At 46.3% G+C, this 24,994-nt stretch carries 24 protein-coding genes; 18 read left to right on the plus strand and 6 right to left on the minus strand.

All coding sequences use genetic code 11. The features are described 5' to 3' along the window. Window positions 1–462 precede the first annotated feature (462 nt). Window positions 463–1,581 (minus strand): NADH-dependent flavin oxidoreductase, encoded by a 1,119-nt coding sequence (locus tag RAC86_RS16265; RefSeq protein WP_128441712.1) that lies wholly within the window; start codon window positions 1,579–1,581, stop codon window positions 463–465. Between the two features lie 72 nt (window positions 1,582–1,653). Next, window positions 1,654–1,806, minus strand: a complete 153-nt coding sequence (locus tag RAC86_RS16270) for a hypothetical protein (RefSeq protein WP_014480226.1) — start codon at window positions 1,804–1,806, stop codon at window positions 1,654–1,656. A gap of 307 nt (window positions 1,807–2,113) precedes the next feature. Here RAC86_RS16270 and RAC86_RS16275 point away from each other — a divergent pair, with 307 nt between their 5' ends. The 9 genes from RAC86_RS16275 (at window position 2,114) to prpB (ending at window position 10,730) form a co-directional block, all read left to right on the plus strand. Then, window positions 2,114–2,410 (plus strand): hypothetical protein, encoded by a 297-nt coding sequence (locus RAC86_RS16275; protein ID WP_014480225.1) that lies wholly within the window; start codon window positions 2,114–2,116, stop codon window positions 2,408–2,410. Window positions 2,411–2,429: 19 nt separating this feature from the next. Further along, the gene (locus RAC86_RS16280) at window positions 2,430–3,050 is read left to right on the plus strand and encodes an N-acetylmuramoyl-L-alanine amidase family protein (RefSeq protein WP_072173938.1); all 621 of its coding nucleotides are present in this window, start codon (window positions 2,430–2,432) and stop codon (window positions 3,048–3,050) included. A gap of 78 nt (window positions 3,051–3,128) precedes the next feature. After that, entirely contained in the window at window positions 3,129–3,860 is a 732-nt protein-coding gene (locus RAC86_RS16285) for a glycerophosphodiester phosphodiesterase (protein WP_377885868.1), read from the plus strand. A gap of 126 nt (window positions 3,861–3,986) precedes the next feature. Beyond that, window positions 3,987–5,168: an acetyl-CoA C-acetyltransferase gene (locus tag RAC86_RS16290; RefSeq protein WP_377885869.1), complete on the plus strand. Its 1,182-nt coding sequence runs from the start codon at window positions 3,987–3,989 to the stop codon at window positions 5,166–5,168. A gap of 24 nt (window positions 5,169–5,192) precedes the next feature. Continuing rightward, window positions 5,193–6,056: a 3-hydroxybutyryl-CoA dehydrogenase gene (locus RAC86_RS16295; protein WP_377885870.1), complete on the plus strand. Its 864-nt coding sequence runs from the start codon at window positions 5,193–5,195 to the stop codon at window positions 6,054–6,056. A 27-nt stretch (window positions 6,057–6,083) separates the two neighbouring features. Further along, on the plus strand, window positions 6,084–7,223 hold the full coding sequence (locus RAC86_RS16300; protein WP_029726735.1) for an acyl-CoA dehydrogenase: 1,140 nt from the start codon (window positions 6,084–6,086) through the stop codon (window positions 7,221–7,223). A 32-nt stretch (window positions 7,224–7,255) separates the two neighbouring features. Then, entirely contained in the window at window positions 7,256–8,374 is a 1,119-nt protein-coding gene (mmgD, locus tag RAC86_RS16305; protein WP_087614180.1) for a citrate synthase, read from the plus strand. 14 nt (window positions 8,375–8,388) lie between these two features. Then, window positions 8,389–9,807: a bifunctional 2-methylcitrate dehydratase/aconitate hydratase gene (locus RAC86_RS16310; protein WP_377885871.1), complete on the plus strand. Its 1,419-nt coding sequence runs from the start codon at window positions 8,389–8,391 to the stop codon at window positions 9,805–9,807. A gap of 17 nt (window positions 9,808–9,824) precedes the next feature. Beyond that, window positions 9,825–10,730, plus strand: a complete 906-nt coding sequence (gene prpB / locus RAC86_RS16315) for a methylisocitrate lyase (protein ID WP_029317933.1) — start codon at window positions 9,825–9,827, stop codon at window positions 10,728–10,730. A gap of 41 nt (window positions 10,731–10,771) precedes the next feature. On the opposite strand, the gene RAC86_RS16320 is transcribed toward prpB, so the two are convergent. Next, window positions 10,772–11,008 carry a DUF2627 domain-containing protein gene (locus RAC86_RS16320; RefSeq protein ID WP_003230304.1) on the minus strand — a complete coding sequence of 79 codons (237 nt, stop codon included), beginning with the start codon at window positions 11,006–11,008 and terminating at the stop codon, window positions 10,772–10,774. A gap of 152 nt (window positions 11,009–11,160) precedes the next feature. Here RAC86_RS16320 and RAC86_RS16325 point away from each other — a divergent pair, with 152 nt between their 5' ends. The 8 genes from RAC86_RS16325 (at window position 11,161) to bfmBB (ending at window position 21,232) form a co-directional block, all read left to right on the plus strand. Beyond that, window positions 11,161–13,239: a sigma-54 interaction domain-containing protein gene (locus tag RAC86_RS16325; RefSeq protein WP_004398669.1), complete on the plus strand. Its 2,079-nt coding sequence runs from the start codon at window positions 11,161–11,163 to the stop codon at window positions 13,237–13,239. 124 nt (window positions 13,240–13,363) lie between these two features. After that, the gene (yqiS, locus tag RAC86_RS16330) at window positions 13,364–14,263 is read left to right on the plus strand and encodes a phosphate butyryltransferase (RefSeq protein WP_377885872.1); all 900 of its coding nucleotides are present in this window, start codon (window positions 13,364–13,366) and stop codon (window positions 14,261–14,263) included. Window positions 14,264–14,274: 11 nt separating this feature from the next. Next, on the plus strand, window positions 14,275–15,369 hold the full coding sequence (bcd, locus tag RAC86_RS16335) for a branched-chain amino acid dehydrogenase (protein WP_003230309.1): 1,095 nt from the start codon (window positions 14,275–14,277) through the stop codon (window positions 15,367–15,369). Between the two features lie 18 nt (window positions 15,370–15,387). After that, window positions 15,388–16,479 (plus strand): butyrate kinase, encoded by a 1,092-nt coding sequence (buk, locus tag RAC86_RS16340; protein WP_377885873.1) that lies wholly within the window; start codon window positions 15,388–15,390, stop codon window positions 16,477–16,479. A gap of 20 nt (window positions 16,480–16,499) precedes the next feature. Further along, window positions 16,500–17,924 carry a dihydrolipoyl dehydrogenase gene (lpdA, locus tag RAC86_RS16345; RefSeq protein WP_015384052.1) on the plus strand — a complete coding sequence of 475 codons (1,425 nt, stop codon included), beginning with the start codon at window positions 16,500–16,502 and terminating at the stop codon, window positions 17,922–17,924. Window positions 17,925–17,945: 21 nt separating this feature from the next. Next, complete coding sequence (bfmBAA, locus tag RAC86_RS16350) at window positions 17,946–18,938, plus strand: 3-methyl-2-oxobutanoate dehydrogenase subunit alpha (protein ID WP_004398565.1); 993 nt, start codon at window positions 17,946–17,948, stop codon at window positions 18,936–18,938. Window positions 18,939–18,951: 13 nt separating this feature from the next. Continuing rightward, complete coding sequence (gene bfmBAB / locus RAC86_RS16355; RefSeq protein WP_004398638.1) at window positions 18,952–19,935, plus strand: 3-methyl-2-oxobutanoate dehydrogenase subunit beta; 984 nt, start codon at window positions 18,952–18,954, stop codon at window positions 19,933–19,935. A 22-nt stretch (window positions 19,936–19,957) separates the two neighbouring features. Next, window positions 19,958–21,232, plus strand: coding sequence for a branched-chain alpha-keto dehydrogenase complex dihydrolipoyllysine-residue (2-methylpropanoyl)transferase (bfmBB, locus tag RAC86_RS16360; protein WP_377885874.1), 1,275 nt, complete (start codon window positions 19,958–19,960; stop codon window positions 21,230–21,232). Window positions 21,233–21,286: 54 nt separating this feature from the next. Here the strand turns inward: bfmBB and bmrR are convergent, their stop codons facing one another. The 3 genes from bmrR to RAC86_RS16375 form a co-directional block, all read right to left on the minus strand. Further along, window positions 21,287–22,123 carry a multidrug efflux transcriptional regulator BmrR gene (gene bmrR / locus RAC86_RS16365; protein ID WP_128993127.1) on the minus strand — a complete coding sequence of 279 codons (837 nt, stop codon included), beginning with the start codon at window positions 22,121–22,123 and terminating at the stop codon, window positions 21,287–21,289. 72 nt (window positions 22,124–22,195) lie between these two features. Further along, the gene (gene bmr, locus RAC86_RS16370; RefSeq protein WP_003230328.1) at window positions 22,196–23,365 is read right to left on the minus strand and encodes a multidrug efflux MFS transporter Bmr; all 1,170 of its coding nucleotides are present in this window, start codon (window positions 23,363–23,365) and stop codon (window positions 22,196–22,198) included. 100 nt (window positions 23,366–23,465) lie between these two features. Then, window positions 23,466–24,359, minus strand: a complete 894-nt coding sequence (locus RAC86_RS16375; RefSeq protein WP_377885875.1) for a diacylglycerol kinase family lipid kinase — start codon at window positions 24,357–24,359, stop codon at window positions 23,466–23,468. 160 nt (window positions 24,360–24,519) lie between these two features. On the opposite strand from RAC86_RS16375, the gene brxB reads away from it, so the two are divergent. Continuing rightward, window positions 24,520–24,957, plus strand: coding sequence for a bacilliredoxin BrxB (gene brxB, locus RAC86_RS16380; protein WP_003226477.1), 438 nt, complete (start codon window positions 24,520–24,522; stop codon window positions 24,955–24,957). Window positions 24,958–24,994: the final 37 nt, after the last annotated feature.

A 24,994-nucleotide genomic window follows, 5' to 3' on the forward strand; every position in this document is an offset into this window, starting at 1 on the left:
TGAGCTTATTAAGTGGTCATTAAATCAAACGTCTTTTATTTATTAGTTTGCGCTGATAAATAGGAGGCGTTTTGTTTTGGGGACATTTGTTAGTATGGGAGAAGAATATTAAGTATCCGCATATAGTAAAGGAAGGGTTTGAAAAGTAAGGAAAGCAAATGGCGGTATTACCTGCACTCTTGGTCCATTCATACATCTTATAGGATCACGAAGCATGATCGACTCTAGATGTTTCCGTTATAAAATGAAACCTTTCTCCTACAAAATCGTAAGTAAGGCGTATTCATGTAAAAAGGAGACGTACGAATGAAAAAGAAAAAAGCAAGAAAGCGTGAGGGGTTTTTCCTGGATTTTCTTTTCGAAGTTGGTGGGGAGCTCTTTCTTTTGCTGTTTAGATGTGTACACAAACTATTTATATAAAGGGAAAAAAGACTGCCGAATCGTTTCGGCAGTCTTTGCACATTAATCTTTATAAGGCACCCAGCCTTGCGTGTTCACAATTGCTTGCCATAGCGGTTCAGGCAAATGATATTTTTCTTTATCTGTGCCTTTGATCACTGTTTCGATTTGCTTTTCACGGCCTTCTTTTACTTTTACCGTCCAGTTAGGGTCAACTAGAATTTCGCGTCCCATAGCGACCAGCGGAATACCGTTTTCGATGACGGCAAGCGCGTCATCAGCGGAATGGATGGAACCGACGGCGATCAGCGGCACTTTGTTTCCGACACGTTCATTCAATAAGTCCATCCGTGTGCGAGTCGGATCTGCACCGCGGCGCGCTTTTGAGTTCACGTCCATCAGTGAGATATGAAGATAATCCAATTCTTTATCCCCTAAAGCATCAACAAGCGTATAAGTTTCAGTCATTGTCAATCCCGGTGTCTCAGGTTCTTCCGGAGACAGGCGGTATCCGACTAAGAACGCACCCTTCGCATGTTCTGAAGCGGCTTTTTTCACTTCATCGACAATAGCGAGCGGGAAGGCTAATCGTTTTTCATCGCTTCCTCCCCAGCGATCCGTGCGCTGGTTGGTTTTCGGAGAATAAAACTGCTGAATTAAGTAGCCGTTTGCACCGTGAATTTCGACACCGTCAAAGCCGGCTTCAATGGCGCGTCTTGTCGCTTCTCCAAACGCCTTCACAATGTTTTCCACTTCTTCTTCTTTTAATGCGCGAGCAATTTGTTTGCCGTTATCAAACACGTCACTTGGCCCCACAACATCCTGTTGAGGAACGAGCTCAGACGGGCACTCAATACCGCCGTGATGAATTTGTACAACAGCTTTAGCGCCTTGTGCCTGAATGGCTTGTGCTAACTTTTTTAAACCTGGAATGTTGGAATCGTCATGGATGGCCGGCTGCCCGGGGAATGCTTTTCCGTCCGGTGTAACATTTGCGCAGGCTGTAATCACCATTCCCATCTCTTTTGAACGGGGGATGATGTAGTCGAGCTCCGCTTCAGATATTGTACCGTCTTCATTAGAAGCGTAATGAGTCATCGGTGCTACTGCGATCCGGTTGTCGATTGTAACGCCGCTTTTAAACGTAAATGGTTCAAAAAGTGGCTTATACTTAGGATTCATTTGATCATCTTCTTTCGTTTGGATTCGCACATATTCTAGCCTATATGTAAAAATTAATGCAATTGATCTGCTTTACCGACTGAATATCTTGAGTGCAGAGTGATGTTTTCGCCGCTCTTTTTCGGGGCCTTTGTAGCCGCCGCTGATTTGGTGGCCGATGGAGCATGTGATGACAGCTGCCGCCAGCAGCAGAACGAATTTTTTCATGGCTTTAACTTCTTTCAATAAAGTAAATATCCTTTAAAAGGTTACGCTTGGCTGACCCACCCGTCAAACGATTTGCTCACCCTATTCTCAAATTTTTAAAAATGAATAAAAAGTTGCTTCTTTCCGCTAATTTTTTCTAATTGGCGCCTCAATTAGAGCCATCCTCATAGACAAATCTGCTCGTTATCTTTCTAACAACAGGAAATGATCGGGTCGTATAGCCCTTTTGAAAATCATGGAACTTGCTCGCCTGCATTCGCGTTGTCTTTACAAATTCGCCATTCTGGTCAAAGATAAAAGCCAAACATCAGGAAGAGGTGGTCATGTGAAACAAACGGTTCTTTTGCTGTTTACTGCGCTCTTTCTTTCGGGGTGCAGTGTTGCAAGTGCGGATGACTCAGTGCCAAGGTTTACCGAAGAGGGAAAATACATTGGCTCGGCTGATCCTCATACGATTGCGGTGTCTCTTAATGGAGAAGAAACCATGATACAAGTTCCGAAGGATAAACGTGATGAATGTGAATCACTGCCAGATCAGACACATGTCCTGGTGAAATATACAAAGAAGGATAATGGAACTTTACAGCTGGAAGATATTCAGCTGCGAAAGAACTCGTCATAAAAAGACCGGAGGGAGTAAGTTGAGAATGTTATGGAGGAGCTTGGCGCTGTGCGGATTGGCTTTGACGCTCGCGCCTTGTGCACAGGCAGCAGAGCCGATAGAAGGGAAAACAGTGTATATTGATGCCGGACACGGCGGTGAAGACAGTGGAGCGGTCGGAAACGGGCTCTTTGAAAAGGATATTAATTTGGCTGTCTCAGAGCATGTGACAGACAAACTAAAAGAGGAGGGAGCCAATCCTGTTGCATCCCGGTCTGACGATCATTTTCTGACCTTGGAAGAAAGAGTGGCTAAGGCAAGTGCCAATCAGGCTGACCTTTTTGTCAGCATTCATGTGAATTCAGGGGTTGCTTCAGCTTCAGGAACAGAAACGTATTTTCAATCTGATTATGAAGGGGAGAACAGCCGGCGTCTGGCATCCGATATTCAGTCAGAGCTCGTTTCTTCCTTACAAACGAGAGACAGGGGCGTGAAAGAATCAGACTTTTACGTCATTACATATTCACAAATGCCAAGTGTGTTGGCGGAGCTTGGGTTTATCACTAACAGCTCTGACGCGGACAAGCTGGGAAGTGAAGAATACCAGCAAAAGGCCGCAGATGCGATTGTCAACGGCATTGATTCTTATTATGATCAGTAGATTGATACAGCCTTAATCCTAGAGTGGAACCGACAAAATAAGTATAATGGAGAAAACTTTAGGGTTTGAGGTGAAACGATGACAAAGATTTTTGCCCACCGGGGGGCATCAGGTCAATTTCCCGAAAATACAATGCTTGCATTTGAAAAAGGAATTGAAGCCGGAGCGGATGGGATAGAGCTTGATGTACAGCTGACGAAAGACGGACGCATTGTTGTAATTCATGATGAAAGACTTAATCGCACGACATCACTTAAAGGATTCGTGAAGGATACAGCCTATGATGAGGTAAAGACTGCGAATGCGGCCGCTGGTCACGATCAAGCGTACAGCGATATAAAAGTGCCGCTGCTAGAAGATGTACTCTCGTGGGCGGTAAAAAAGGATTTTCTCATCAACATTGAATTAAAAAACAGCGTGATCCGCTATGAGGGAATGGAAGAAAAAGTGCTGGAGGCAGTGAAGCGATTTAATGTAGAGGACAGAGTCATCCTATCCACGTTTAATCATGACAGCTTGGCGCTATGCGCCCGGCTTGCACCGCATATCGACCGTGCAGTATTAACTTCAGATGTGCTTTATCAGGCAGATCGATATATCGCGTCTATTCCGGCTTCCGGCTATCACCTGAAGCTAAACAGCCCAGGGGTCACAGATGAAGTGCTGAAGAAAATGAGGAACAGTTCGATTAAGGTAAGGCCGTATACAGTTAATCGTCCGGAAGATATGAAGCGTCTCATTGAAGCGGGAGCAGACGGCATGTTTACCGACTTTCCAGAAAAGGCTTCGGCATTGCTGAAAAATGAATAGTTGTTAGAAGGAGGCTGTTTGACGCAGCCTTCTTTTTTCATTCATTCATGCCCGTTTCAAAGCATACATTCATAGAAGACAACTAGAAATTGTAAGCGCTGTCTATCTTCTGAATGAGGTGAAACCATGAGGAAAACAGTCATTGTAAGTGCTGCAAGAACGCCATTTGGCAAATTTGGCGGAGTATTGAAAGAGGTGAAAGCTGCTGAGCTTGGGGGCATTGTGATGAAGGAGGCGCTGCAACGGGCTGGAGTCTCTGGAGATGATGTAGAAGGAAACGTCATGGGCATGGTTGTCCAGGCCGGCTCAGGGCAGATACCTTCCCGTCAAGCTGCCCGTCTGGCGGGAATGCCTTGGAGTGTGCCGTCAGAAACACTGAATAAAGTCTGTGCTTCCGGCCTTCGCGCTGTCACTTTATGTGATCAAATGATTCGGGCGCATGATGCGGACATACTTGTTGCGGGGGGGATGGAAAGCATGAGCAATATTCCGTATGCCGTTCCCGCCGGGCGCTGGGGAGCACGGATGGGGGACGGCGAGCTTAGGGACTTAATGGTGTATGACGGATTAACGTGCGCATTTGACGAGGTGCACATGGCTGTTCACGGAAATACAGCTGCCAAGGAATATGCAATCTCACGAAGAGAGCAGGACGAATGGGCGTTGAGAAGTCATGCAAGGGCAGCTAAGGCCGCCGATGAAGGGAAGTTTCAGGATGAAATTGTTCCCGTCAACTGGATTGGTCGAAAAGGAAAACCAAACGTTGTTGATAAAGATGAAGCGATTCGCCGTGACACAAGTCTGGATCAGCTCGCGAAACTTGCTCCGATTTATGCAAGTGACGGTTCTATCACAGCCGGCAATGCTCCTGGAGTCAATGACGGAGCCGGCGCGTTCGTGCTGATGTCTGAGGAAAAAGCTGCTGAGCTTGGCAAACGGCCTCTGGCTACAATTCTTGGTTTTTCAACTACGGGAATGCCAGCGCGCGAGCTGGCGGCAGCGCCGGGGTTTGCCATTAACAAGCTCCTGAAAAAGAACGGTTTAGCTGTCCAAGATATTGACTTGTTTGAAGTAAATGAAGCTTTTGCTTCAGTTGTTTTGACATGTGAAAAAATCGTAGGTTTCGATCTTGAAAAAGTAAATGTAAATGGCGGTGCGATCGCGCTCGGCCACCCGATCGGCGCGAGCGGGGCGAGAATTCTCATGACGCTTGTTTATGAATTAAAGCGCCGGGGAGGGGGTCTGGGCGTTGCCGCTATTTGCAGCGGGGCAGCACAGGGAGACGCCGTCTTAGTGCAGGTTCATTAAAACATGATGAAAAAGGGGATTTGAATGGAAATCAAACAAATCATGGTAGCTGGCGCAGGTCAGATGGGAAGCGGAATTGCTCAAACAGCCGCCGACGCGGGCTTTTATGTGCGGATGTATGATGTGAATCCAGAGGCCGCGGAGGCAGGATTGAAACGGCTGAAGAAACAGCTGGCCCGTGATGCTGAGAAAGGAAAAAGGACCGAGACGGAAGTGAAGAGTGTAATCAGCCGCATTTCGATTTCTCAAACGCTTGAGGAGGCAGAGCATGCGGACATTGTGATTGAGGCTATCGCAGAAAACATGGCGGCAAAAACTGAGATGTTTAAAACGCTTGATCGCATGTGCCCGCCTCATACGATTTTGGCCAGCAATACATCTTCCTTGCCTATTACAGAAATCGCTGCTGTAACAAACCGGCCTCAACGGGTTATTGGCATGCATTTTATGAATCCCGTCCCTGTAATGAAGCTGGTTGAAGTGATTCGCGGCTTGGCTACATCAGAAGAAACGGCCTTAGATGTTATGGCATTAGCGAAAAAGATGGGGAAAACAGCGGTAGAAGTCAATGATTTTCCTGGGTTTGTTTCCAACCGTGTGCTTCTTCCAATGATTAATGAAGCCATCTATTGCGTGTATGAGGGAGTGGCGAAGCCGAAGGCAATAGACGAAGTGATGAAGCTGGGCATGAATCATCCGATGGGTCCGCTTTCATTAGCGGATTTTATCGGACTGGATACGTGTTTATCAATTATGGAAGTCCTTCACTCTGGCCTTGGCGATTCCAAATACCGTCCATGCCCGCTGCTCCGCAAGTATGTCAAAGCAGGCTGGCTTGGCAAAAAGAGCGGACGCGGTTTTTATGACTATGAGGAGAGGACTTCCTGAAGTCTATTCCATCCGGGGGTGGCCGAGTTGCATGTAACCCAAGAGCAAGTCATGATGCGAAAAATGGTGCGTGATTTTGCACGAAAAGAAATTGCTCCCGCTGCGGAAATCATGGAGAAAACGGACGAATTTCCCTTTCAGCTGATCAAAAAAATGGGCGAACATGGCCTGATGGGAATACCGGTGCCGGAACAGTACGGCGGTGTCGGGGCAGACGTTGTTTCTTATATTTTGGCGATTCATGAGATTTCTAGAATCAGCGCGGCTGTCGGCGTGATTCTCTCCGTTCATACCTCAGTCGGCACGAATCCGATTCTGTACTTCGGCAATGAAGAACAGAAGATGAAATATATACCAAAGCTCGCGTCAGGAGACCATTTGGGCGCATTTGCACTAACGGAGCCTCACTCGGGGTCGGATGCCGGGAGCCTCCGCACAACAGCAATCAAAAAGAACGGCAAATATCTATTAAACGGATCGAAAATATTCATAACGAATGGCGGAGCAGCTGATATCTATATCACATTTGCTTTAACAGCTCCAGATCAAGGCAGGCACGGGATTTCGGCTTTTATTGTTGAAAAAAACACACCCGGTTTTACCGTTGGAAAAAAAGAAAGAAAGCTGGGGCTTTATGGCTCCAATACTACGGAACTGATTTTTGATAATGCAGAAGTGCCTGAAGCCAATTTGCTTGGCAAAGAGGGGGATGGCTTTCACATTGCCATGGCGAATTTAAATGTCGGCCGGATCGGCATTGCGGCACAGGCCCTCGGAATTGCAGAGGCGGCTCTTGATCATGCCATTGATTATGCGAAGCAGCGAGTGCAATTTGGAAGACCGATCGCAGCCAATCAAGCCATTTCATTTAAGCTGGCTGATATGGCGACTAGAGCTGAGGCGGCAAGACATCTTGTCTACCACGCTGCAGACCTTCATAACCGTGGCCTAAACTGTGGAAAAGAAGCGTCTATGGCTAAACAATTTGCTTCCGATGCAGCCGTGAAGGCGGCGTTAGACGCCGTTCAAATTTATGGGGGATATGGCTATATGAAGGATTATCCGGTTGAGCGCCTGCTTCGCGATGCAAAGGTGACGCAAATCTATGAAGGGACGAACGAGATTCAAAGACTGATTATTTCCAAGCATTTGCTTGGCGGAACCTGATAGACAAAAACGCAAAAACGGAGGTTGAGGATATGGAGGAGAAACAGCATTATTCTCCAGGGTTGGACGGTGTGATTGCGGCAGAAACTCATATTTCTTATCTTGACACGCAGTCCAGCCAGATTTTGATAAGAGGCTATGATTTAATAGAACTTTCTGAAACAAAAAGCTATCTGGAGCTTGTCCATTTATTGCTGGAGGGCAGGCTGCCAGAAGAAAGTGAAATGGAAACGCTGGAACGTAAAATAAACAGTGCCTCAAGCCTGCCTGCTGATCATCTCCGTCTGCTTGAGCTGCTCCCTGAGGACACTCATCCAATGGATAGTCTGCGTACCGGCCTGTCGGCACTTGCTGGCTATGATCGGCAAATTGATGATCGGTCTCCTTCCGCAAACAAAGAACGCGCCTATCAGCTTCTTGGGAAAATGCCTGCCCTCACTGCTGCCAGCTACAGGATCATTAATAAGAAAGAACCGATTCTTCCGCTTCAAACCCTATCCTACAGTGCGAATTTTCTCTACATGATGACAGGGAAATTGCCGTCTTCATTGGAAGAACAGATTTTTGACCGGTCGCTCGTCCTGTACAGTGAGCATGAGATGCCGAATTCAACCTTTGCGGCCAGGGTCATTGCATCTACACATTCAGATCTTTATGGGGCTTTGACTGGGGCTGTCGCTTCCCTGAAAGGGAATCTTCACGGAGGAGCAAACGAAGCTGTGATGTATTTGCTTTTGGAGGCAAAAACGACATCTGATTTTGAGCAGCTTTTGCAAACAAAACTGAAAAGAAAAGAAAAAATCATGGGCTTCGGCCACCGGGTGTATATGAAAAAAATGGACCCGAGAGCACTCATGATGAAAGAGGCGCTGCAGCAATTATGCGATAAAGCCGGTGACCATCGTTTATATGAGATGTGCGAAGCGGGTGAGCGGCTGATGGAGAAGGAAAAAGGGCTTTACCCGAATTTGGATTACTATGCTGCCCCAGTGTATTGGATGCTCGGCATACCGATTCCTTTATATACGCCGATCTTTTTCAGCGCGAGAACGTCCGGTTTATGCGCCCATGTGATCGAACAGCATGCCAATAATCGGCTCTTCCGTCCCCGCGTCAGTTACATGGGCCCGCGATATCAAACAAAACCATGAAAGGAACTGGTAGAATGCCGAAAACGGATCGTGTTATCGAAGAAATCACAGACTATGTGCTTGAGAAAGAGATTACTAGTGCCGAAGCGTATACAACAGCGGGGCATGTATTGCTGGATACCCTGGGCTGCGGGATCTTGGCGCTACGGTATCCGGAATGCACAAAGCTGCTTGGCCCGATTGTTCCAGGAACGACTGTGCCGAATGGAAGCAAAGTGCCGGGAACGTCATATGTTCTCGATCCTGTGAGGGCAGCGTTTAATATCGGCTGCATGATTCGCTGGCTCGATTACAACGATACGTGGCTGGCGGCGGAGTGGGGGCATCCATCCGATAACTTGGGAGGAATCCTTGCCGCTGCTGATTATGTATCAAGAGTGAGGCTGTCTGAAGGAAAAGAGCCGTTAACAGTACGCGACGTACTTGAGATGATGATCAAAGCACACGAGATCCAAGGTGTGCTGGCGTTAAAAAACAGCTTAAATCGAGTTGGCCTTGACCATGTGCTGTTTGTCAAAGTTGCGACAACTGCTGTTGCGGCAAAGCTTTTGGGCGGCGGAAGAGAAGAAATCAAAAATGCGCTTTCGAATGCATGGATTGACAATGCAGCATTGAGGACATACCGCCATTCACCGAATACAGGCTCGCGTAAATCATGGGCGGCAGGAGATGCAACGAGCAGAGGTGTTCATTTGGCGCTGATGTCGTTAAAAGGGGAAATGGGTTATCCGACAGCCCTGAGTGCACCGGGTTGGGGGTTCCAAGACGTTTTATTCAATAAGAAAGAGATCAAGCTTGCCCGTCCGCTTGACGCTTATGTCATGGAAAATGTGTTATTTAAAGTGTCTTATCCTGCGGAATTTCACGCCCAGACAGCGGCGGAGTGCGCCGTCATTCTTCACCCGCAGGTAAAGAATCGGATTGACGAGATAGACCGAGTTGTCATCAGAACGCATGAATCCGCTATCCGTATCATTGATAAAAAAGGCCCACTCCACAATCCGGCAGACCGTGATCACTGTCTCCAATACATTACAGCAATCGGTTTGCTTTTTGGTGATATCACCGCACAGCATTATGAAGCTGAAACAGCGAATGATCCGAGAATAGATAAACTTCGTGATAAAATGGAAGTGACTGAAAATAAAACATATACCGAGGATTATTTGAAGCCTGATAAACGCTCCATCTCAAATGCCGTTCAGGTTCATTTTAAAGATGGAACGAGCACGGAAATGGTGGAATGTGAGTTTCCCCTCGGCCATCGTTTTCGAAGAGAGGAAGCAGTGCCTAAACTGCTGGAAAAGTTTTCTGACAATCTCAAAACCCATTTTCCTGATAAACAGCACAAACACATTTATGAGCGCTGTACCAGCTATGAGACATTACAAACGATGCGCGTAAATGAATTCGTAGACATGTTCTGCATGTAAAAGGGGGATTTTGTTTCATGTCGTGGATCGTCAATAAGCAATCGTCACAAGAGGAGCTTGCCGGGCGTTTCCGCAAGCTGATGTCAGCACCGGACATTCTTCAAATTCCCGGCGCCCATGACGGGATGGCTGCTTTGCTTGCGAAAGAAGCCGGTTTTTCTGCTATTTATTTGTCGGGTGCTGCCTATACAGCCAGCAGGGGGCTGCCTGATTTAGGGATAATCACATCGGCAGAGATAGCTGAACGTGCCAAAGATCTTGTGCGTGCAGCTGATCTGCCTTTGCTTGTGGATATCGATACGGGATTTGGCGGTGTCTTAAATGCCGCCCGAACAGCCCGGGAGATGCTTGAAGCAAGGGTAGCAGCCGTTCAAATAGAAGACCAGCAGCTCCCAAAAAAATGCGGACATTTAAATGGCAAACAGCTAGTTCCGATAAAGGAAATGGCGCAAAAAATAAAAGCCATTAAACAAACGGCACCCTCCCTTATTGTTGTTGCCCGTACTGATGCCAGGGCGCAGGAAGGGCTTGATGCCGCAATAAAACGTTCAGAGGCTTACATTGAGGCGGGAGCGGACGCAATTTTCCCGGAAGCGCTACAGGCGGAGAATGAATTCCGCCAGTTTGCTGAGCGTATCTCCGTTCCGCTCCTTGCGAATATGACTGAATTTGGGAAAACGCCGTATTATCGTGCCGATGAATTCGAAGATATGGGGTTTCACATGGTGATATATCCTGTCACCTCGCTTCGAGCGGCGGCAAAAGCTTGTGAGCGGATGTTTGGTTTGATGAAGGAGCACGGCTCACAAAAAGAAGGACTTCATGATATGCAGACACGAAAAGAACTGTACGATACGATTTCTTATTATGACTATGAAGCGTTAGACAAAACGATTGCCAAGACCGTTTTGCCTGACGAATAGTGCAACAAAAAAAGCCGGAGCATTCTCCGGCTTTTTTGCAGCTATCGTTTTCTGAATCGCGGGCTGACTTGATTGCGTTTTCTGTCTCTGTATAAAATGAACCCGGCCAGCACATAGAGGCCGATCGCAAAAAAGATGAATCCTGACAACCCTTGGAGCCAAAGAGCTGAAAATGGCTTGATTGTATGGCCGAAAAGTGTATCTCTCATCAGTTTAATGCCTAAAGCAGAAATAGCCCCGGGGATGACTAATATTAAAAGCGCAAGAAGTCGGCTCATCTTCAGAAAACCCCTTTATCTTTTCATTTCCTTTATTGTCCAGCGGAAAAAATATTTTGTCAAGAGAAGAAAACGTGGTAACATAGGGTTGTGCAAATTATTGCAACGGAATAAATAGGTGTGCAAATTTTTTCATACAAAGGGGTATCGGGATGCAAAAGGTACTGATAGTAGGTGCCGGCAAAAGGGGAACGGCGTTATTACATATTCTGATTAAAACAGCCATCATAGATATCATTGCCGTAGTTGACAAAGACCCAGAGGCGCCGGGATTGAAAGAAGCAGAACAGTATGGGATTGCCGTATCATCTGATTGGAAACCTTACATACAACAAAAACCGGATATCGTCATTCATACCACCGGCGATCAAGCCGTGTTTGACGAGCTCCTTCAAAGAAAGCATGAAGATACCATTGTCATGCCGGGAAAAATGGCATACATCGTTTTTCAGCTGATGGAAGAAAAGCAGCACCTGATTCAAATGCTAAAAGAGCAAACCTATAAATATGACAGAATTTTTAATTCCACCCATGATGGAATGATTTTTATTGATATCAATGAAGAAATCATTCTCTTTAACCATATGGCCGAAAAAATGGTCGGAAAAAAACGTGAGGAAGTCATTGGGCGCCCAATAAAAGAAGTGATTCCGAGCACGAAGATGCCGCGGATTTTAAAAACAAGAGTGCCTGAATACAACCAGAAGCAACTGTTAGGCGATCATTTGCAAATTGTGACCACAAGGCTGCCGATTATTGATGAAGGCGGACGTCTGCTCGGGGCTCTTTGTGTGTTTAAAGATATCACTGATGCGGTCGAGCTGGCAGAGGAAGTGACCAACTTAAAGCAGGTCCGTACGATGCTGGAGGCAATTATTCAATCCTCCGATGAGGCGATTTCTGTCGTTGATGAAAACGGCATCGGCCTGCTAATCAATAAAGCGTATACGAAAATGACGGGGCTTTCTGAAAAAGAAGTCATCGGCAAGCCTGCAAACACTGATATTTCCGAAGGCGAAAGCATGCATTTAAAGGTGCTTGAAACAAGACGTCCTGTCCGCGGTGTCAGAATGAAGGTCGGCCCGAATGAAAAAGAGGTCATCGTTAATGTAGCACCGGTGATTGTGGACGGGATTTTGAAAGGCAGCGTCGGCGTGATTCACGATGTTTCCGAAATTAAAATGCTGACAGCGGAGCTTAATCGCGCCAGACAAATTATTCGCACGCTTGAAGCGAAATACACGTTTGACGACATTATCGGCAAAAGCGAGCAAATGCTGGTTGCGCTTGAGCAGGCGAAGCTCGGTGCGAAAACACCGGCAACCATCTTGCTGCGCGGGGAATCAGGAACAGGAAAAGAACTGTTCGCCCATGCCATCCATAACGAAAGTGACCGGAAATACAATAAATTTATTCGCGTGAATTGTGCAGCCCTTTCTGAAAACCTGCTCGAATCAGAATTGTTCGGCTATGAGGATGGTGCGTTTTCAGGAGCGAAGCGCGGCGGTAAAAAGGGTTTATTTGAGGAAGCAAATAACGGCAGTATTTTCTTAGATGAAATTGGTGAGCTGACACAAAATATGCAGGCCAAATTGCTGCGCGTCCTTCAAGAAAAGGAAATCGTCAGAGTGGGCGGCACGAAAGCGATCCCTGTCAACGTCAGAGTGATCGCGGCGACAAATGTAAATATTGAAAAGGCGATGGCGGACGGAACATTCCGGGAAGACCTGTATTACCGGATCAACCGCTATCCGATCTCCATCCCGCCTTTGCGGCAGCGGTTGGAGGACATTGAAGCATTGAGCGTCAGACTTATCCAAAAGATCAACCGGGATTACGGCAGGAATGTAAAAGGGCTCTCACAGCAAGCCTTGCGCGCCTTATCTGCCTACCATTGGCCTGGGAATGTCCGGGAGCTTGAAAATGTCCTTGGACGAGCCATGATTTTTCTGAATCCGCATATGGAATGGATTGAAAAAGATCACTTGCCTGTATTCGAACTTGAGCAAAAAGAAAATGACACAGATCAGGGAACAGGTTTTGATTTTCCGGATATTGAAGGCGAAAAGCTGTCTGTCGCAGTAGAAAAATTTGAAGCACATTTGATCCAGCAAACGCTCGAAAAGCATCATTTTAACCGGACAAAAACAGCAAAAGCTCTCGGTGTCAGCATTCGGAACTTATATTACAAAATGGATAAATATGGCCTTGCAAATGAAGGCATGCAATAATTTGCAGAATAAACGCAAACATCTGCACGAATGTTTCGATATATCTGGTATGACAGCACCCTTAAGAGCTGGCATGGAACTTGCATAATAAAAGGCGGAGTCGAAACAAGAAAGGTGGTAACAGATGAAGCTGAAAGATTTAATCGGCAAAGCGTCGATACACAAAAATAAGACCATTGCGGTTGCTCATGCTGAGGATGAGGAAGTGATCCGGGCTGTAAAGCTGGCAGCCGAGCACCTATCTGTCCGTTTCTTGTTAACGGGCGACAGCACAAAACTGAACGAGCTGACATCATCCATGCAAGGGCATCAAGTGGAAATCATCCATGCCGATACTCCTGAGGAATCGGCGAAATTAGCGGTTCGTGCTGTGCATCATAAAACAGCGGACGTGTTAATGAAAGGCAATGTGCCGACTTCTGTTTTGCTTAAAGCGGTATTGAACAGACAGGAGGGGCTTCGGTCAGCAAGTGTCCTTTCTCACGTGGCTGTCTTCGATATACCGGATTTTGACCGGCTGATGTTTGTGACAGATTCGGCAATGAATATTGCTCCTTCGCTGGAAGAGCTCCGGCAGATTTTGCAAAATGCCGTTCATGTGGCCCATGCAGTGGGGAACAATATGCCAAAAGCAGCTGCCCTTGCAGCGGTCGAAACGGTGAACCCAAAAATGGAAGCAACCGTGAATGCAGCTGCTCTAGCTCAAATGTACAAAAGGGGCCAGATCAAAGGCTGCATTGTTGATGGACCGCTTGCTTTGGATAACGCAGTTTCACAAATTGCCGCGGCTCAGAAAAAAATTTCGGGAGACGTAGCGGGCAACGCAGATATCCTTCTCGTCCCAACAATTGAGGCCGGCAATATTTTATATAAATCACTGATTTATTTTGCCAAGGCCAGCGTGGCGGCTGTCATTACAGGAGCAAAAGCACCGATTGCTTTAACAAGCAGAGCGGACTCTGCTGAAAATAAACTGTATTCCATTGCGCTGGCAATATGCGCATCTGAAGAATACACACATTAGGAGGAACGAACATGGAACTTTTTAAATATATGGAGAAATACGATTACGAACAATTGGTATTCTGCCAGGATGAACAATCTGGATTAAAAGCGATTATCGCGATTCATGATACAACGCTTGGTCCGGCGCTTGGCGGAACGAGAATGTGGACATATGAAAATGAAGAAGCGGCAATTGAAGATGCGCTCAGATTGGCTAGAGGCATGACCTATAAGAACGCGGCGGCAGGCTTAAACCTTGGCGGCGGAAAAACAGTCATTATCGGCGATCCGCGCAAAGACAAAAATGAAGAAATGTTCCGCGCGTTTGGCCGCTATATTCAAGGGCTGAACGGCAGATACATCACGGCTGAAGATGTGGGCACAACGGTCGAGGATATGGATATCATTCATGATGAAACAGACTACGTTACAGGGATTTCTCCTGCTTTCGGCTCTTCTGGAAATCCGTCCCCAGTCACAGCGTACGGGGTGTACAGAGGAATGAAGGCAGCAGCTAAAGCTGCTTTCGGAACCGACTCTCTTGAAGGAAAAACCATTGCTGTACAGGGTGTTGGGAACGTAGCCTATAACCTTTGCCGCCACCTGCATGAAGAAGGAGCAAACTTAATCGTTACGGATATCAACAAACAATCTGTACAGCGTGCAGTTGAAGATTTTGGCGCCCGTGCGGTAGATCCTGATGACATTTATTCACAAGACTGCGATATTTATGCGCCGTGTGCCCTTGGTGCGACTATTAACGACGACACCATTAAACAGCTGAAGGCGAAAGTGATCGCAGGTGCGGCTAACAACCAATTAAAAGAGACACGCCATGGTGATCAAATTCACGAAATGGGCATTGTTTATGCACCGGATTACGTGATTAACGCGGGCGGTGTTATCAACGTGGCAGATGAGCTTTACGGCTATAATGCAGAACGTGCATTGAAAAAAGTTGAAGGCATTTACGGCAATATCGAGCGTGTACTAGAGATTTCTCAGCGTGACGGCATTCCTGCATATTTAGCGGCTGACCGCTTGGCAGAGGAACGTATTGAACGCATGCGCCGCTCAAGAAGCCAGTTTTTGCAAAACGGCCACAGTGTATTAAGCAGACGTTAAGAAATTGATCTGGAGGTTATGAAAGTGCTACATGACGAAAAACGCATTCTCACAATTAATCCAGGCTCAACTTCAACGAAAATCGGTGTTTTTCATAACGAAAGAAGCATTTTTGAAAAAACATTGAGACACAACATAGAAGAGCTGCAGCGATTTGACCGAATTATTGATCAGTATGAATTTCGTAAAAACCATATTCTCGAAACGCTTCATGAACAGGGAATCAATATTTCAAAGTTTGATGCAGTCTGCGCAAGAGGCGGCCTTCTCCGGCCAATTGAAGGCGGGACCTACGTAGTGAATGATGACATGATTGAGGACTTGAAAAGCGGTTACGCCGGTCAGCATGCTTCTAATCTCGGCGGCATTATCGCGCGGGAAATCGCTGACGGCCTGAATATCCCTTCGTATATCGTCGACCCTGTTGTCGTAGACGAAATGTCAGTGCTTGCGAAAGTTTCAGGCATGCCTGAAATTGAACGGAAAAGCATTTTCCATGCGTTAAACCAAAAAGCTGTCGCTCGTAAAGCGGCAGCCTCTCTTGGCAAACGATATGAGAACATGAAAATGATTATTACCCATATGGGCGGAGGTATTACAATTGGCGTCCATGACCGCGGGCGAGTGGTAGATGTCAATAACGGCCTGCACGGCGAGGGACCATTCAGTCCTGAACGAGCAGGAACAGTGCCTGCGGGAGATCTTGTTGATCTATGTTTTTCAGGGGAATATACAAAAGAAGAAATCATGAAAAAGCTTGTTGGCACCGGCGGACTTTTAGGCTATCTCGGTACAAATGATGCAGTAAAAGTAGAACAGATGATTCAAGGGGGCGATGAAAAAGCCCGCTTCATTTATGATGCCATGGCATATCAGGTAGCAAAGGAAATCGGGGCAGCCAGCGCGGTGTTAAAAGGCGAAGTTGAAGCGATTGTGCTGACGGGAGGCCTTGCGTACGGCAAAAGCTTTGTTTCTGCTATCAGATCATACATAGATTGGATTTCAGACGTTTTAGTCTATCCGGGTGAAAATGAACTGCAGTCTCTTGCCCAAGGGGCGCTCAGAGTATTGCAGGGCGAAGAGCAATCCAAACAATATCGTATTGAATAGACAGACAGGAGTGAGTCACCATGGCAACTGAGTATGACGTAGTCATTCTGGGCGGCGGTACCGGCGGTTATGTTGCGGCCATCAGAGCCGCTCAGCTCGGCTTAAAAACAGCCGTTGTGGAAAAGGAAAAACTCGGAGGAACATGTCTGCATAAAGGCTGTATCCCGAGTAAAGCGCTGCTTAGAAGCGCAGAGGTATACCGGACAGCTCGTGAAGCCGATCAATTCGGGGTGGAAACGGCTGGCGTGTCCCTCAACTTTGAAAAAGTGCAGCAGCGTAAGCAAGCCGTTGTTGATAAGCTTGCAGCGGGTGTAAATCATTTAATGAAAAAAGGAAAAATTGACGTGTACACAGGATATGGACGTATCCTTGGACCGTCAATCTTCTCTCCGCTGCCGGGAACAATTTCGGTTGAGCGGGGAAATGGCGAAGAAAATGACATGCTGATCCCGAAACAAGTGATCATTGCAACAGGATCAAGACCGAGAATGCTTCCGGGCCTTGAAGCGGACGGTAAGTCTGTACTGACTTCAGATGAGGCGCTCCAAATGGAGGAGCTGCCACAATCAATCATCATTGTCGGCGGAGGGGTTATCGGTATCGAATGGGCGTCTATGCTTCATGATTTTGGTGTGAAGGTAACGGTTATTGAATACGCGGATCGCATATTGCCGACTGAAGATCTAGAGATTTCAAAAGAAATGGAAAGTCTTCTTAAGAAAAAAGGCATCCAGTTCATAACAGGGGCAAAAGTGCTGCCTGACACAATGACAAAAACATCAGACGATATCAGCATACAAGCGGAAAAAGACGGAGAAACCGTTACCTATTCTGCTGAGAAAATGCTTGTTTCCATCGGCAGACAGGCAAATATCGAAGGCATCGGCCTAGAGAACACCGATATTGTTACTGAAAATGGCATGATTTCAGTCAATGAAAGCTGCCAAACGAAGGAATCTCATATTTATGCAATCGGAGACGTAATCGGTGGCCTGCAGTTAGCTCACGTTGCTTCACATGAGGGAATTATTGCTGTTGAGCATTTTGCAGGTCTCAATCCGCATCCGCTTGATCCGACGCTTGTACCGAAGTGCATTTACTCAAGCCCTGAAGCTGCCAGTGTCGGCTTAACCGAAGACGAAGCAAAGGCGAACGGGCATAATGTCAAAATCGGCAAGTTCCCATTTATGGCGATTGGAAAAGCGCTTGTATACGGTGAGAGCGACGGTTTTGTCAAAATCGTGGCGGACCGAGATACAGATGATATTCTCGGCGTTCATATGATCGGCCCGCATGTCACCGACATGATTTCTGAAGCGGGTCTTGCCAAAGTGCTGGACGCAACGCCGTGGGAGGTCGGGCAAACGATTCACCCGCACCCAACGCTTTCTGAAGCAATTGGAGAAGCAGCGCTTGCCGCAGATGGCAAAGCCATTCATTTTTAAAAGCATAAAGGAGGGGCTTGAATGAGTACAAACCGACATCAAGCACTAGGGCTGACTGATCAGGAAGCCGTTGATATGTATAGAACCATGCTGTTAGCAAGAAAAATCGATGAAAGAATGTGGCTCTTAAACCGTTCTGGCAAAATTCCATTTGTAATCTCTTGTCAAGGACAGGAAGCAGCACAGGTAGGAGCGGCTTTCGCACTTGACCGTGAAATGGATTATGTATTGCCGTACTACAGAGACATGGGTGTCGTGCTCGCGTTTGGCATGACAGCAAAGGACTTAATGATGTCCGGGTTTGCAAAAGCAGCAGATCCGAACTCAGGAGGCCGCCAGATGCCGGGACATTTCGGACAAAAGAAAAACCGCATTGTGACGGGATCATCTCCGGTTACAACGCAAGTGCCGCACGCAGTCGGTATTGCGCTTGCGGGACGTATGGAGAAAAAGGATATCGCAGCCTTTGTTACATTTGGGGAAGGGTCTTCAAACCAAGGCGATTTCCATGAAGGGGCGAACTTTGCCGCTGTCCATAAGTTGCCGGTTATTTTCATGTGTGAAAACAACAAATACGCAATCTCAGTGCCTTACGATAAGCAAGTCGCATGTGAGAACATTTCCGACCGTGCCATAGGCTATGGGATGCCTGGCGTAACTGTGAATGGAAATGATCCGCTGGAAGTTTATCAAGCGGTTAAAGAAGCACGCGAAAGGGCACGCAGAGGAGAAGGCCCGACATTAATTGAAACGATTTCTTACCGCCTTACACCACATTCCAGTGATGACGATGACAGCAGCTACAGAGGCCGTGAAGAAGTAGAGGAAGCGAAAAAAAGTGATCCCCTGCTTACTTATCAAGCTTACTTAAAGGAAACAGGCCTGCTGTCCGATGAGATAGAACAAACCATGCTGGATGAAATTATGGCAATCGTAAATGAAGCGACGGATGAAGCGGAGAACGCCCCTTATGCAGCTCCTGAGTCAGCGCTTGATTATGTGTATGCGAAGTAGGGAGGAAGAACAAATGTCAGTAATGTCATATATTGATGCAATCAATTTGGCGATGAAAGAAGAAATGGAACGAGATTCTCGCGTCTTCGTCCTTGGGGAAGATGTAGGAAGAAAAGGCGGTGTGTTTAAAGCGACAGCCGGACTCTATGAACAATTTGGGGAAGAGCGCGTTATGGATACGCCGCTTGCTGAATCTGCGATCGCAGGAGTCGGTATCGGAGCGGCAATGTACGGAATGAGACCGATTGCTGAAATGCAGTTTGCTGATTTCATTATGCCGGCGGTCAACCAAATTATTTCTGAGGCGGCTAAAATCCGCTACCGCAGCAACAATGACTGGAGCTGTCCGATTGTCGTCAGAGCGCCATACGGCGGAGGCGTGCACGGAGCCTTGTATCATTCTCAATCAGTCGAAGCAATTTTCGCCAACCAGCCCGGACTGAAAATTGTCATGCCATCAACACCATATGACGCCAAGGGTCTATTAAAAGCCGCAGTTCGTGACGAAGACCCGGTGCTGTTTTTTGAGCACAAGCGGGCGTACCGTCTGATAAAGGGAGAGGTTCCGGCTGATGATTATGTCCTGCCAATCGGCAAGGCTGACGTAAAACGGGAAGGCGACGACATCACAGTGATCACATACGGTCTGTGTGTCCACTTTGCCTTACAAGCTGCAGAACGTCTCGAAAAAGATGGCATTTCAGCGCATGTGGTGGATTTAAGAACAGTTTACCCGCTTGATAAAGAAGCCATCATCGAAGCTGCGTCCAAAACTGGAAAGGTTCTTTTGGTCACAGAAGATACAAAAGAAGGCAGCATCATGAGCGAAGTAGCCGCAATTATATCCGAGCATTGTCTGTTCGACTTAGACGCGCCGATCAAACGGCTTGCAGGTCCTGATATTCCGGCTATGCCTTATGCGCCGACAATGGAAAAATACTTTATGGTCAACCCTGATAAAGTGGAAGCGGCGATGAGAGAATTAGCGGAGTTTTAAAGACGTAAGGGAGGATACAATCATGGCAATTGAACAAATGACGATGCCGCAGCTTGGAGAAAGCGTAACAGAGGGGACGATCAGCAAATGGCTTGTCGCCCCCGGTGATAAAGTGAACAAATACGATCCGATCGCGGAAGTCATGACAGATAAGGTAAATGCAGAGGTTCCGTCTTCTTTTACTGGTACGATAACAGAGCTTGTGGGAGAAGAAGGCCAAACCCTGCAAGTCGGAGAAGTGATTTGCAAAATTGAAACAGAAGGCGCGAATCCGGCTGAACAAAAACAAGAACAGCCAGCAGCATCAGAAGCCGCTGAGAACCCTGTTGCAAAAAGTGCTGGAGCAGCCGATCAGCCCAATAAAAAGCGCTACTCGCCAGCTGTTCTCCGTTTGGCCGGAGAGCACGGCATTGACCTCGATCAAGTGACAGGAACTGGTGCCGGCGGGCGCATCACACGAAAAGATATTCAGCGCTTAATTGAAACAGGCGGCGTGCAAGAACAGAATCCTGAGGAGCTGAAAACAGCAGCTCCTGCACCGAAGTCTGCATCAAAACCTGAGCCAAAAGAAGAGACGTCATATCCTGCGTCTGCAGCCGGTGATAAAGAAATCCCTGTCACAGGTGTAAGAAAAGCAATTGCTTCCAATATGAAGCGAAGCAAAACAGAAATTCCGCATGCTTGGACGATGATGGAAGTCGACGTCACAAATATGGTTGCATATCGAAACAGTATAAAAGATTCTTTTAAGAAGACAGAAGGCTTTAATTTAACGTTCTTCGCCTTTTTTGTAAAAGCGGTCGCTCAGGCGTTAAAAGAATTCCCGCAAATGAATAGCATGTGGGCGGGGGACAAAATTATTCAGAAAAAGGATATCAATATTTCAATTGCAGTTGCCACAGAGGATTCTTTATTTGTTCCGGTGATTAAAAACGCTGATGAAAAAACAATTAAAGGCATTGCGAAAGAAATTACCGGTCTTGCCAAAAAAGTAAGAGACGGAAAACTCACTGCAGATGACATGCAGGGAGGCACGTTTACCGTCAACAACACAGGTTCGTTCGGGTCTGTTCAGTCGATGGGCATTATCAACTACCCTCAGGCTGCGATTCTTCAAGTAGAATCCATCGTCAAACGCCCGGTTGTCATGGACAATGGCATGATTGCTGTCAGAGACATGGTTAATCTGTGCCTGTCATTAGATCACAGAGTGCTTGACGGTCTCGTGTGCGGACGATTCCTCGGACGAGTGAAACAAATTTTAGAATCGATTGACGAGAAGACATCTGTTTACTAAATAAGCAAAAAGAGCATTTTTTGAAGTTTTGTTTCAAAAAATGCTCTTTTTCTATTATTCAGCGATTCGTATTTTCATTTCGACACGATATTCTTCTTGTTTTTTCGGGGAGTAATGAATCGGTATGATTAACTCGTATACATCACTGACAACTGTTAATTGGCGGTCTGCGATATACTTGATAAGCTTCTGTAAGTTGAGAAAATAATGTTCAGGAGAAAAATTATACGCGATACACGCATACCTCCCTTTAGGGATCGTTGTGATTTTCATATCCGGCGTAATTGATGAAATCTGTTTATTCGTCAATACAGGCGTGAAAATATGACGGTAAGTCATTTCATCAATGCTGGTGTAGGGCTGAAAAGAGAAAGTAGCGCCGTAGCTATTGTTCGTAAATCCATCTGCTGACTCGATAAATTTTTTTAATTTGCTGTAGGAGGCGTTGAGCACGTTTTCAGGCCCGATTCCTTCTGCCTCTGTCTGAATAATCCGTATTTCTTCTTCATCTAAAACAAAAACCTCACCGAGCGCGGGATATTCCATCTGCCGTTTCATCCGCTTTTTCACCAATGAAATGGTTTGCTCCAGTGCTGATAAAAAGTCTAATTTCTCCCTGATTTGCCTCTCCTGCTCGGTATAAAAAGCAAACAGTTCTCCCATCTCTAAGTCCTGTGCTTTTTTCATTTCTTCCAAAGGTGTGCCGATATATTTCAATGATTTGATCAAATCCAGATGAATGAGCTGAGCATCTGTATAATAGCGGTAGCTGGTATCCGGGTCGACGTAGGCTGGTTTAAATAAATCAATTTTATCGTAATAACGGAGCGCTTTAATCGACACGTTTGCCAGTTTTGAAACTTCCCCAATTGAGTAATACGATTCCTTCATGCCATCACTCCTTCTATCATCAGTATAAAGAAGAAGCGCATTCTTTGCAGTACACAAAGAATGCGCTTCTTATCACGTGCTGGCTTTAAGATGTGCAGGCGCTTTCCAAGCAATGGTCAGTGCAATCCCTATGGCTAAGGTGACCGTTGCAAAGTAGAAGGGATAGTTTACATCAATATCGAACAGCATTCCGCCGATAATAGGCCCGAATACATTGCCGATACTTGTAAACATTGAATTCATACCGCCGGCAAACCCCTGTTCATTTCCCGCAATCTTTGACAGGTAAGTCGTTACCGCAGGCCGCATGAGATCAAATCCGACAAATACGGTGACTGTCACCAGCAGAATCGCAACATATGAATGTACCGTTGTCAGCAAGAATACCAGACTCGTAGAGAGAATTAAGCTGTACCGAATTAAATGGATTTCACCAAACCATCTTGTGAAGCGGTCGAATAAGACGACTTGCGTAATGGCGCCAACAATCGCTCCTCCTGTAATCATAATGGCAATGTCGCTGGCCGTAAATCCGAATTTATGATCCACGAATAATGCAAATAAAGATTCAAATGATGCTAAACCAAAAGACGAAATTAAGATAATGAGAAAAGCTATGAAATACATGGGGGCAAAAATTCGTTTAAAGCCTGTCTTCTGCCCTTTTATTTCCTGATTTTCAGGGTTTCGTTCCGGCTCGCGCAGCGTGAGGATTGATAAAATGGCTGCTAACAGTGCAAAAGCTGCCGCAAAGAAAAAAGGCAGCCGGGAATGGACTTCTGCTAAAAATCCCCCGATGCCGGGGCCGATAATAAATCCTGTTGAAATAGCGGCTGACATATAACCGAGTGCTTTCGGCCGTGTTTTAATGGTCGTGATATCTGCGATAAAAGCCGTGACCCCGGGCATAATGAAGGCAGCGCTGATACCGCCCAGCATACGGGAGATAAATAACATCTCAACTGTTTTTCCAATGCCGAACAAAAACTCCGACACACTAAAGAACAACAGGCCGATTACGATCATGATCTTGCGCCCGAAGCGATCAACCCATCGTCCGGCTATTGGTGAGACAATGAGCTGTGTAATAGCGAAGCAGGCAACCATATAGCCGACCGCGGTCCCCGATAAATGCAATTCATTCATAATGGTCGGCGTTACTGGAATCACAAGCCCGATCCCCAAAAAAGCAATAAATAAATTGGTTAATAATATAGTTAAGGTAATATTTTTCTTCTCCATATGACTTCCCCTTTTTCAAGTGTGTATCCCTTATACTGTAAGACCTCCTCCTAGGGGAGAGTCAACGGATTTGCAAAATCTTTCTAAAGCCTTATGACAGTTATTCATTTGCGGGAACAAGCATGTCGATATGCTGCGGCAGGACCTGAATGACTGCGGGTGTATGTGTATAAACTTCTCCATCCATATCCGCCTTTTTGGCAGTGTCTGTTTCAATTTCGATACGGGAGGCCTGGACATAGGACAGCTCTCCGGTAAAACGATCAATTGAGCCCTGTTCCATGCTCATCAGCTCCCGCAACGCGGTGAGGTTGGTGTTGCGGCATATGAGAACATCAAGTAAGCCGTCTTCAATACTGGCATCGGGCAGAGGAATTCGATTCGTTCCAATGTATTGACCATTCATCACAAGCAGCAGAACGGCTTCTTCTTTAATTTCTTTTCCGTCAATTTTTAATGTCATCGGAAACGATGCAGCGGATGAGACGGTTCGCAACGCACTTGTAAAATAGCTGATTTTTCCCAATAATGCTTTTTCCGTTTCATTAATTTGATTCGACGTTTCTGCAATTAAGCCGATCCCCCAGAAATTTAAAAAATAACGGTCATTCATCTGACATACGTCTACGCTGGTTTTTTTTCCTGCCATAAGTGCTTCCGCGGCCTTTGCAAGATTTTGAGGGATGCCAAGCACTCTTGAAAAGTCATTGCACGTGCCGCCGGGCAAAATTCCGACCGCGGGTTTTCTTTCTAGAGCGCTGATAGCATTTATGCATTGATGGATCGTGCCGTCGCCGCCGAGAATGAAGACGGTGTCGACAGAATCATCAATGGATTGGCAAAAATGATACGCATCATCCTTTTTCTTTGTCTGCTTAATAATCACCTCATCTAAATCGTGAGATAAAACCGGCACCACAGCACCAAGTACTTTTTCTATATTTTTGTTGCCGGCATTTCCGTTATGAATCAGTAACGCTTTCCTGTGGCTCATATACAACTGCTCCTTTATTTTACTTCTAGTTATATAATCCCCTTTTTCTGTAAGCAGTAAACGAAGAGCAAAAAAAGTGCACGGCGAAGCAAAGTCATTTGCCGATATGGACGTTTCCTTGCTATCATAAGAACAGATGATGAAAAAGGAGAGGTCTTCATTGAACATGGACTTTAATTTATTTATGAATGATATTGTCCGCCAAGCGAGACAAGAAATAACAGCTGCCGGATATACCGAGCTTAAAACAGCCGAAGAGGTGGATGAGGCACTTACGAAAAAAGGAACGACGCTCGTCATGGTAAACTCTGTTTGCGGATGCGCCGGAGGAATTGCAAGACCGGCAGCCTACCATTCCGTTCACTATGATAAAAGACCTGATCAGCTCGTCACCGTTTTTGCCGGACAGGATAAAGAAGCGACAGCGCGTGCGCGTGACTATTTTGAAGGTTATCCGCCATCTTCTCCGTCCTTTGCGATTTTGAAAGACGGAAAGATCATGAAAATGGTAGAGCGTCATGAAATTGAAGGCCATGAGCCGATGGCCGTAGTGGCAAAGCTGCAGGAAGCCTTTGAAGAATATTGTGAAGAAGTATAAGACGAACAACCCGGATGCTCAAAGCAGCCCGGGTTTT

This window comes from Bacillus sp. LR_5 (assembly GCF_042709275.1).

Excerpts from the sequence above, each read along its gene's own strand:
- RAC86_RS16265 (WP_128441712.1), bottom strand. The coding sequence starts at position 1,581 with ATGAATCCTAAGTATAAGCCACTTTTTGAACCATTTACGTTTAAAAGC.
- RAC86_RS16285 (WP_377885868.1), top strand. The coding sequence starts at position 3,129 with ATGACAAAGATTTTTGCCCACCGGGGGGCATCAGGTCAATTTCCCGAA.
- RAC86_RS16290 (WP_377885869.1), top strand. The coding sequence starts at position 3,987 with ATGAGGAAAACAGTCATTGTAAGTGCTGCAAGAACGCCATTTGGCAAA.
- RAC86_RS16295 (WP_377885870.1), top strand. The coding sequence starts at position 5,193 with ATGGAAATCAAACAAATCATGGTAGCTGGCGCAGGTCAGATGGGAAGC.
- mmgD (WP_087614180.1), top strand. The coding sequence starts at position 7,256 with ATGGAGGAGAAACAGCATTATTCTCCAGGGTTGGACGGTGTGATTGCG.
- RAC86_RS16310 (WP_377885871.1), top strand. The coding sequence starts at position 8,389 with ATGCCGAAAACGGATCGTGTTATCGAAGAAATCACAGACTATGTGCTT.
- prpB (WP_029317933.1), top strand. The coding sequence starts at position 9,825 with ATGTCGTGGATCGTCAATAAGCAATCGTCACAAGAGGAGCTTGCCGGG.
- RAC86_RS16320 (WP_003230304.1), bottom strand. The coding sequence starts at position 11,008 with ATGAGCCGACTTCTTGCGCTTTTAATATTAGTCATCCCCGGGGCTATT.
- RAC86_RS16325 (WP_004398669.1), top strand. The coding sequence starts at position 11,161 with ATGCAAAAGGTACTGATAGTAGGTGCCGGCAAAAGGGGAACGGCGTTA.
- yqiS (WP_377885872.1), top strand. The coding sequence starts at position 13,364 with ATGAAGCTGAAAGATTTAATCGGCAAAGCGTCGATACACAAAAATAAG.
- bcd (WP_003230309.1), top strand. The coding sequence starts at position 14,275 with ATGGAACTTTTTAAATATATGGAGAAATACGATTACGAACAATTGGTA.
- buk (WP_377885873.1), top strand. The coding sequence starts at position 15,388 with ATGAAAGTGCTACATGACGAAAAACGCATTCTCACAATTAATCCAGGC.
- lpdA (WP_015384052.1), top strand. The coding sequence starts at position 16,500 with ATGGCAACTGAGTATGACGTAGTCATTCTGGGCGGCGGTACCGGCGGT.
- bfmBAA (WP_004398565.1), top strand. The coding sequence starts at position 17,946 with ATGAGTACAAACCGACATCAAGCACTAGGGCTGACTGATCAGGAAGCC.
- bfmBAB (WP_004398638.1), top strand. The coding sequence starts at position 18,952 with ATGTCAGTAATGTCATATATTGATGCAATCAATTTGGCGATGAAAGAA.
- bfmBB (WP_377885874.1), top strand. The coding sequence starts at position 19,958 with ATGGCAATTGAACAAATGACGATGCCGCAGCTTGGAGAAAGCGTAACA.
- bmrR (WP_128993127.1), bottom strand. The coding sequence starts at position 22,123 with ATGAAGGAATCGTATTACTCAATTGGGGAAGTTTCAAAACTGGCAAAC.
- bmr (WP_003230328.1), bottom strand. The coding sequence starts at position 23,365 with ATGGAGAAGAAAAATATTACCTTAACTATATTATTAACCAATTTATTT.
- RAC86_RS16375 (WP_377885875.1), bottom strand. The coding sequence starts at position 24,359 with ATGAGCCACAGGAAAGCGTTACTGATTCATAACGGAAATGCCGGCAAC.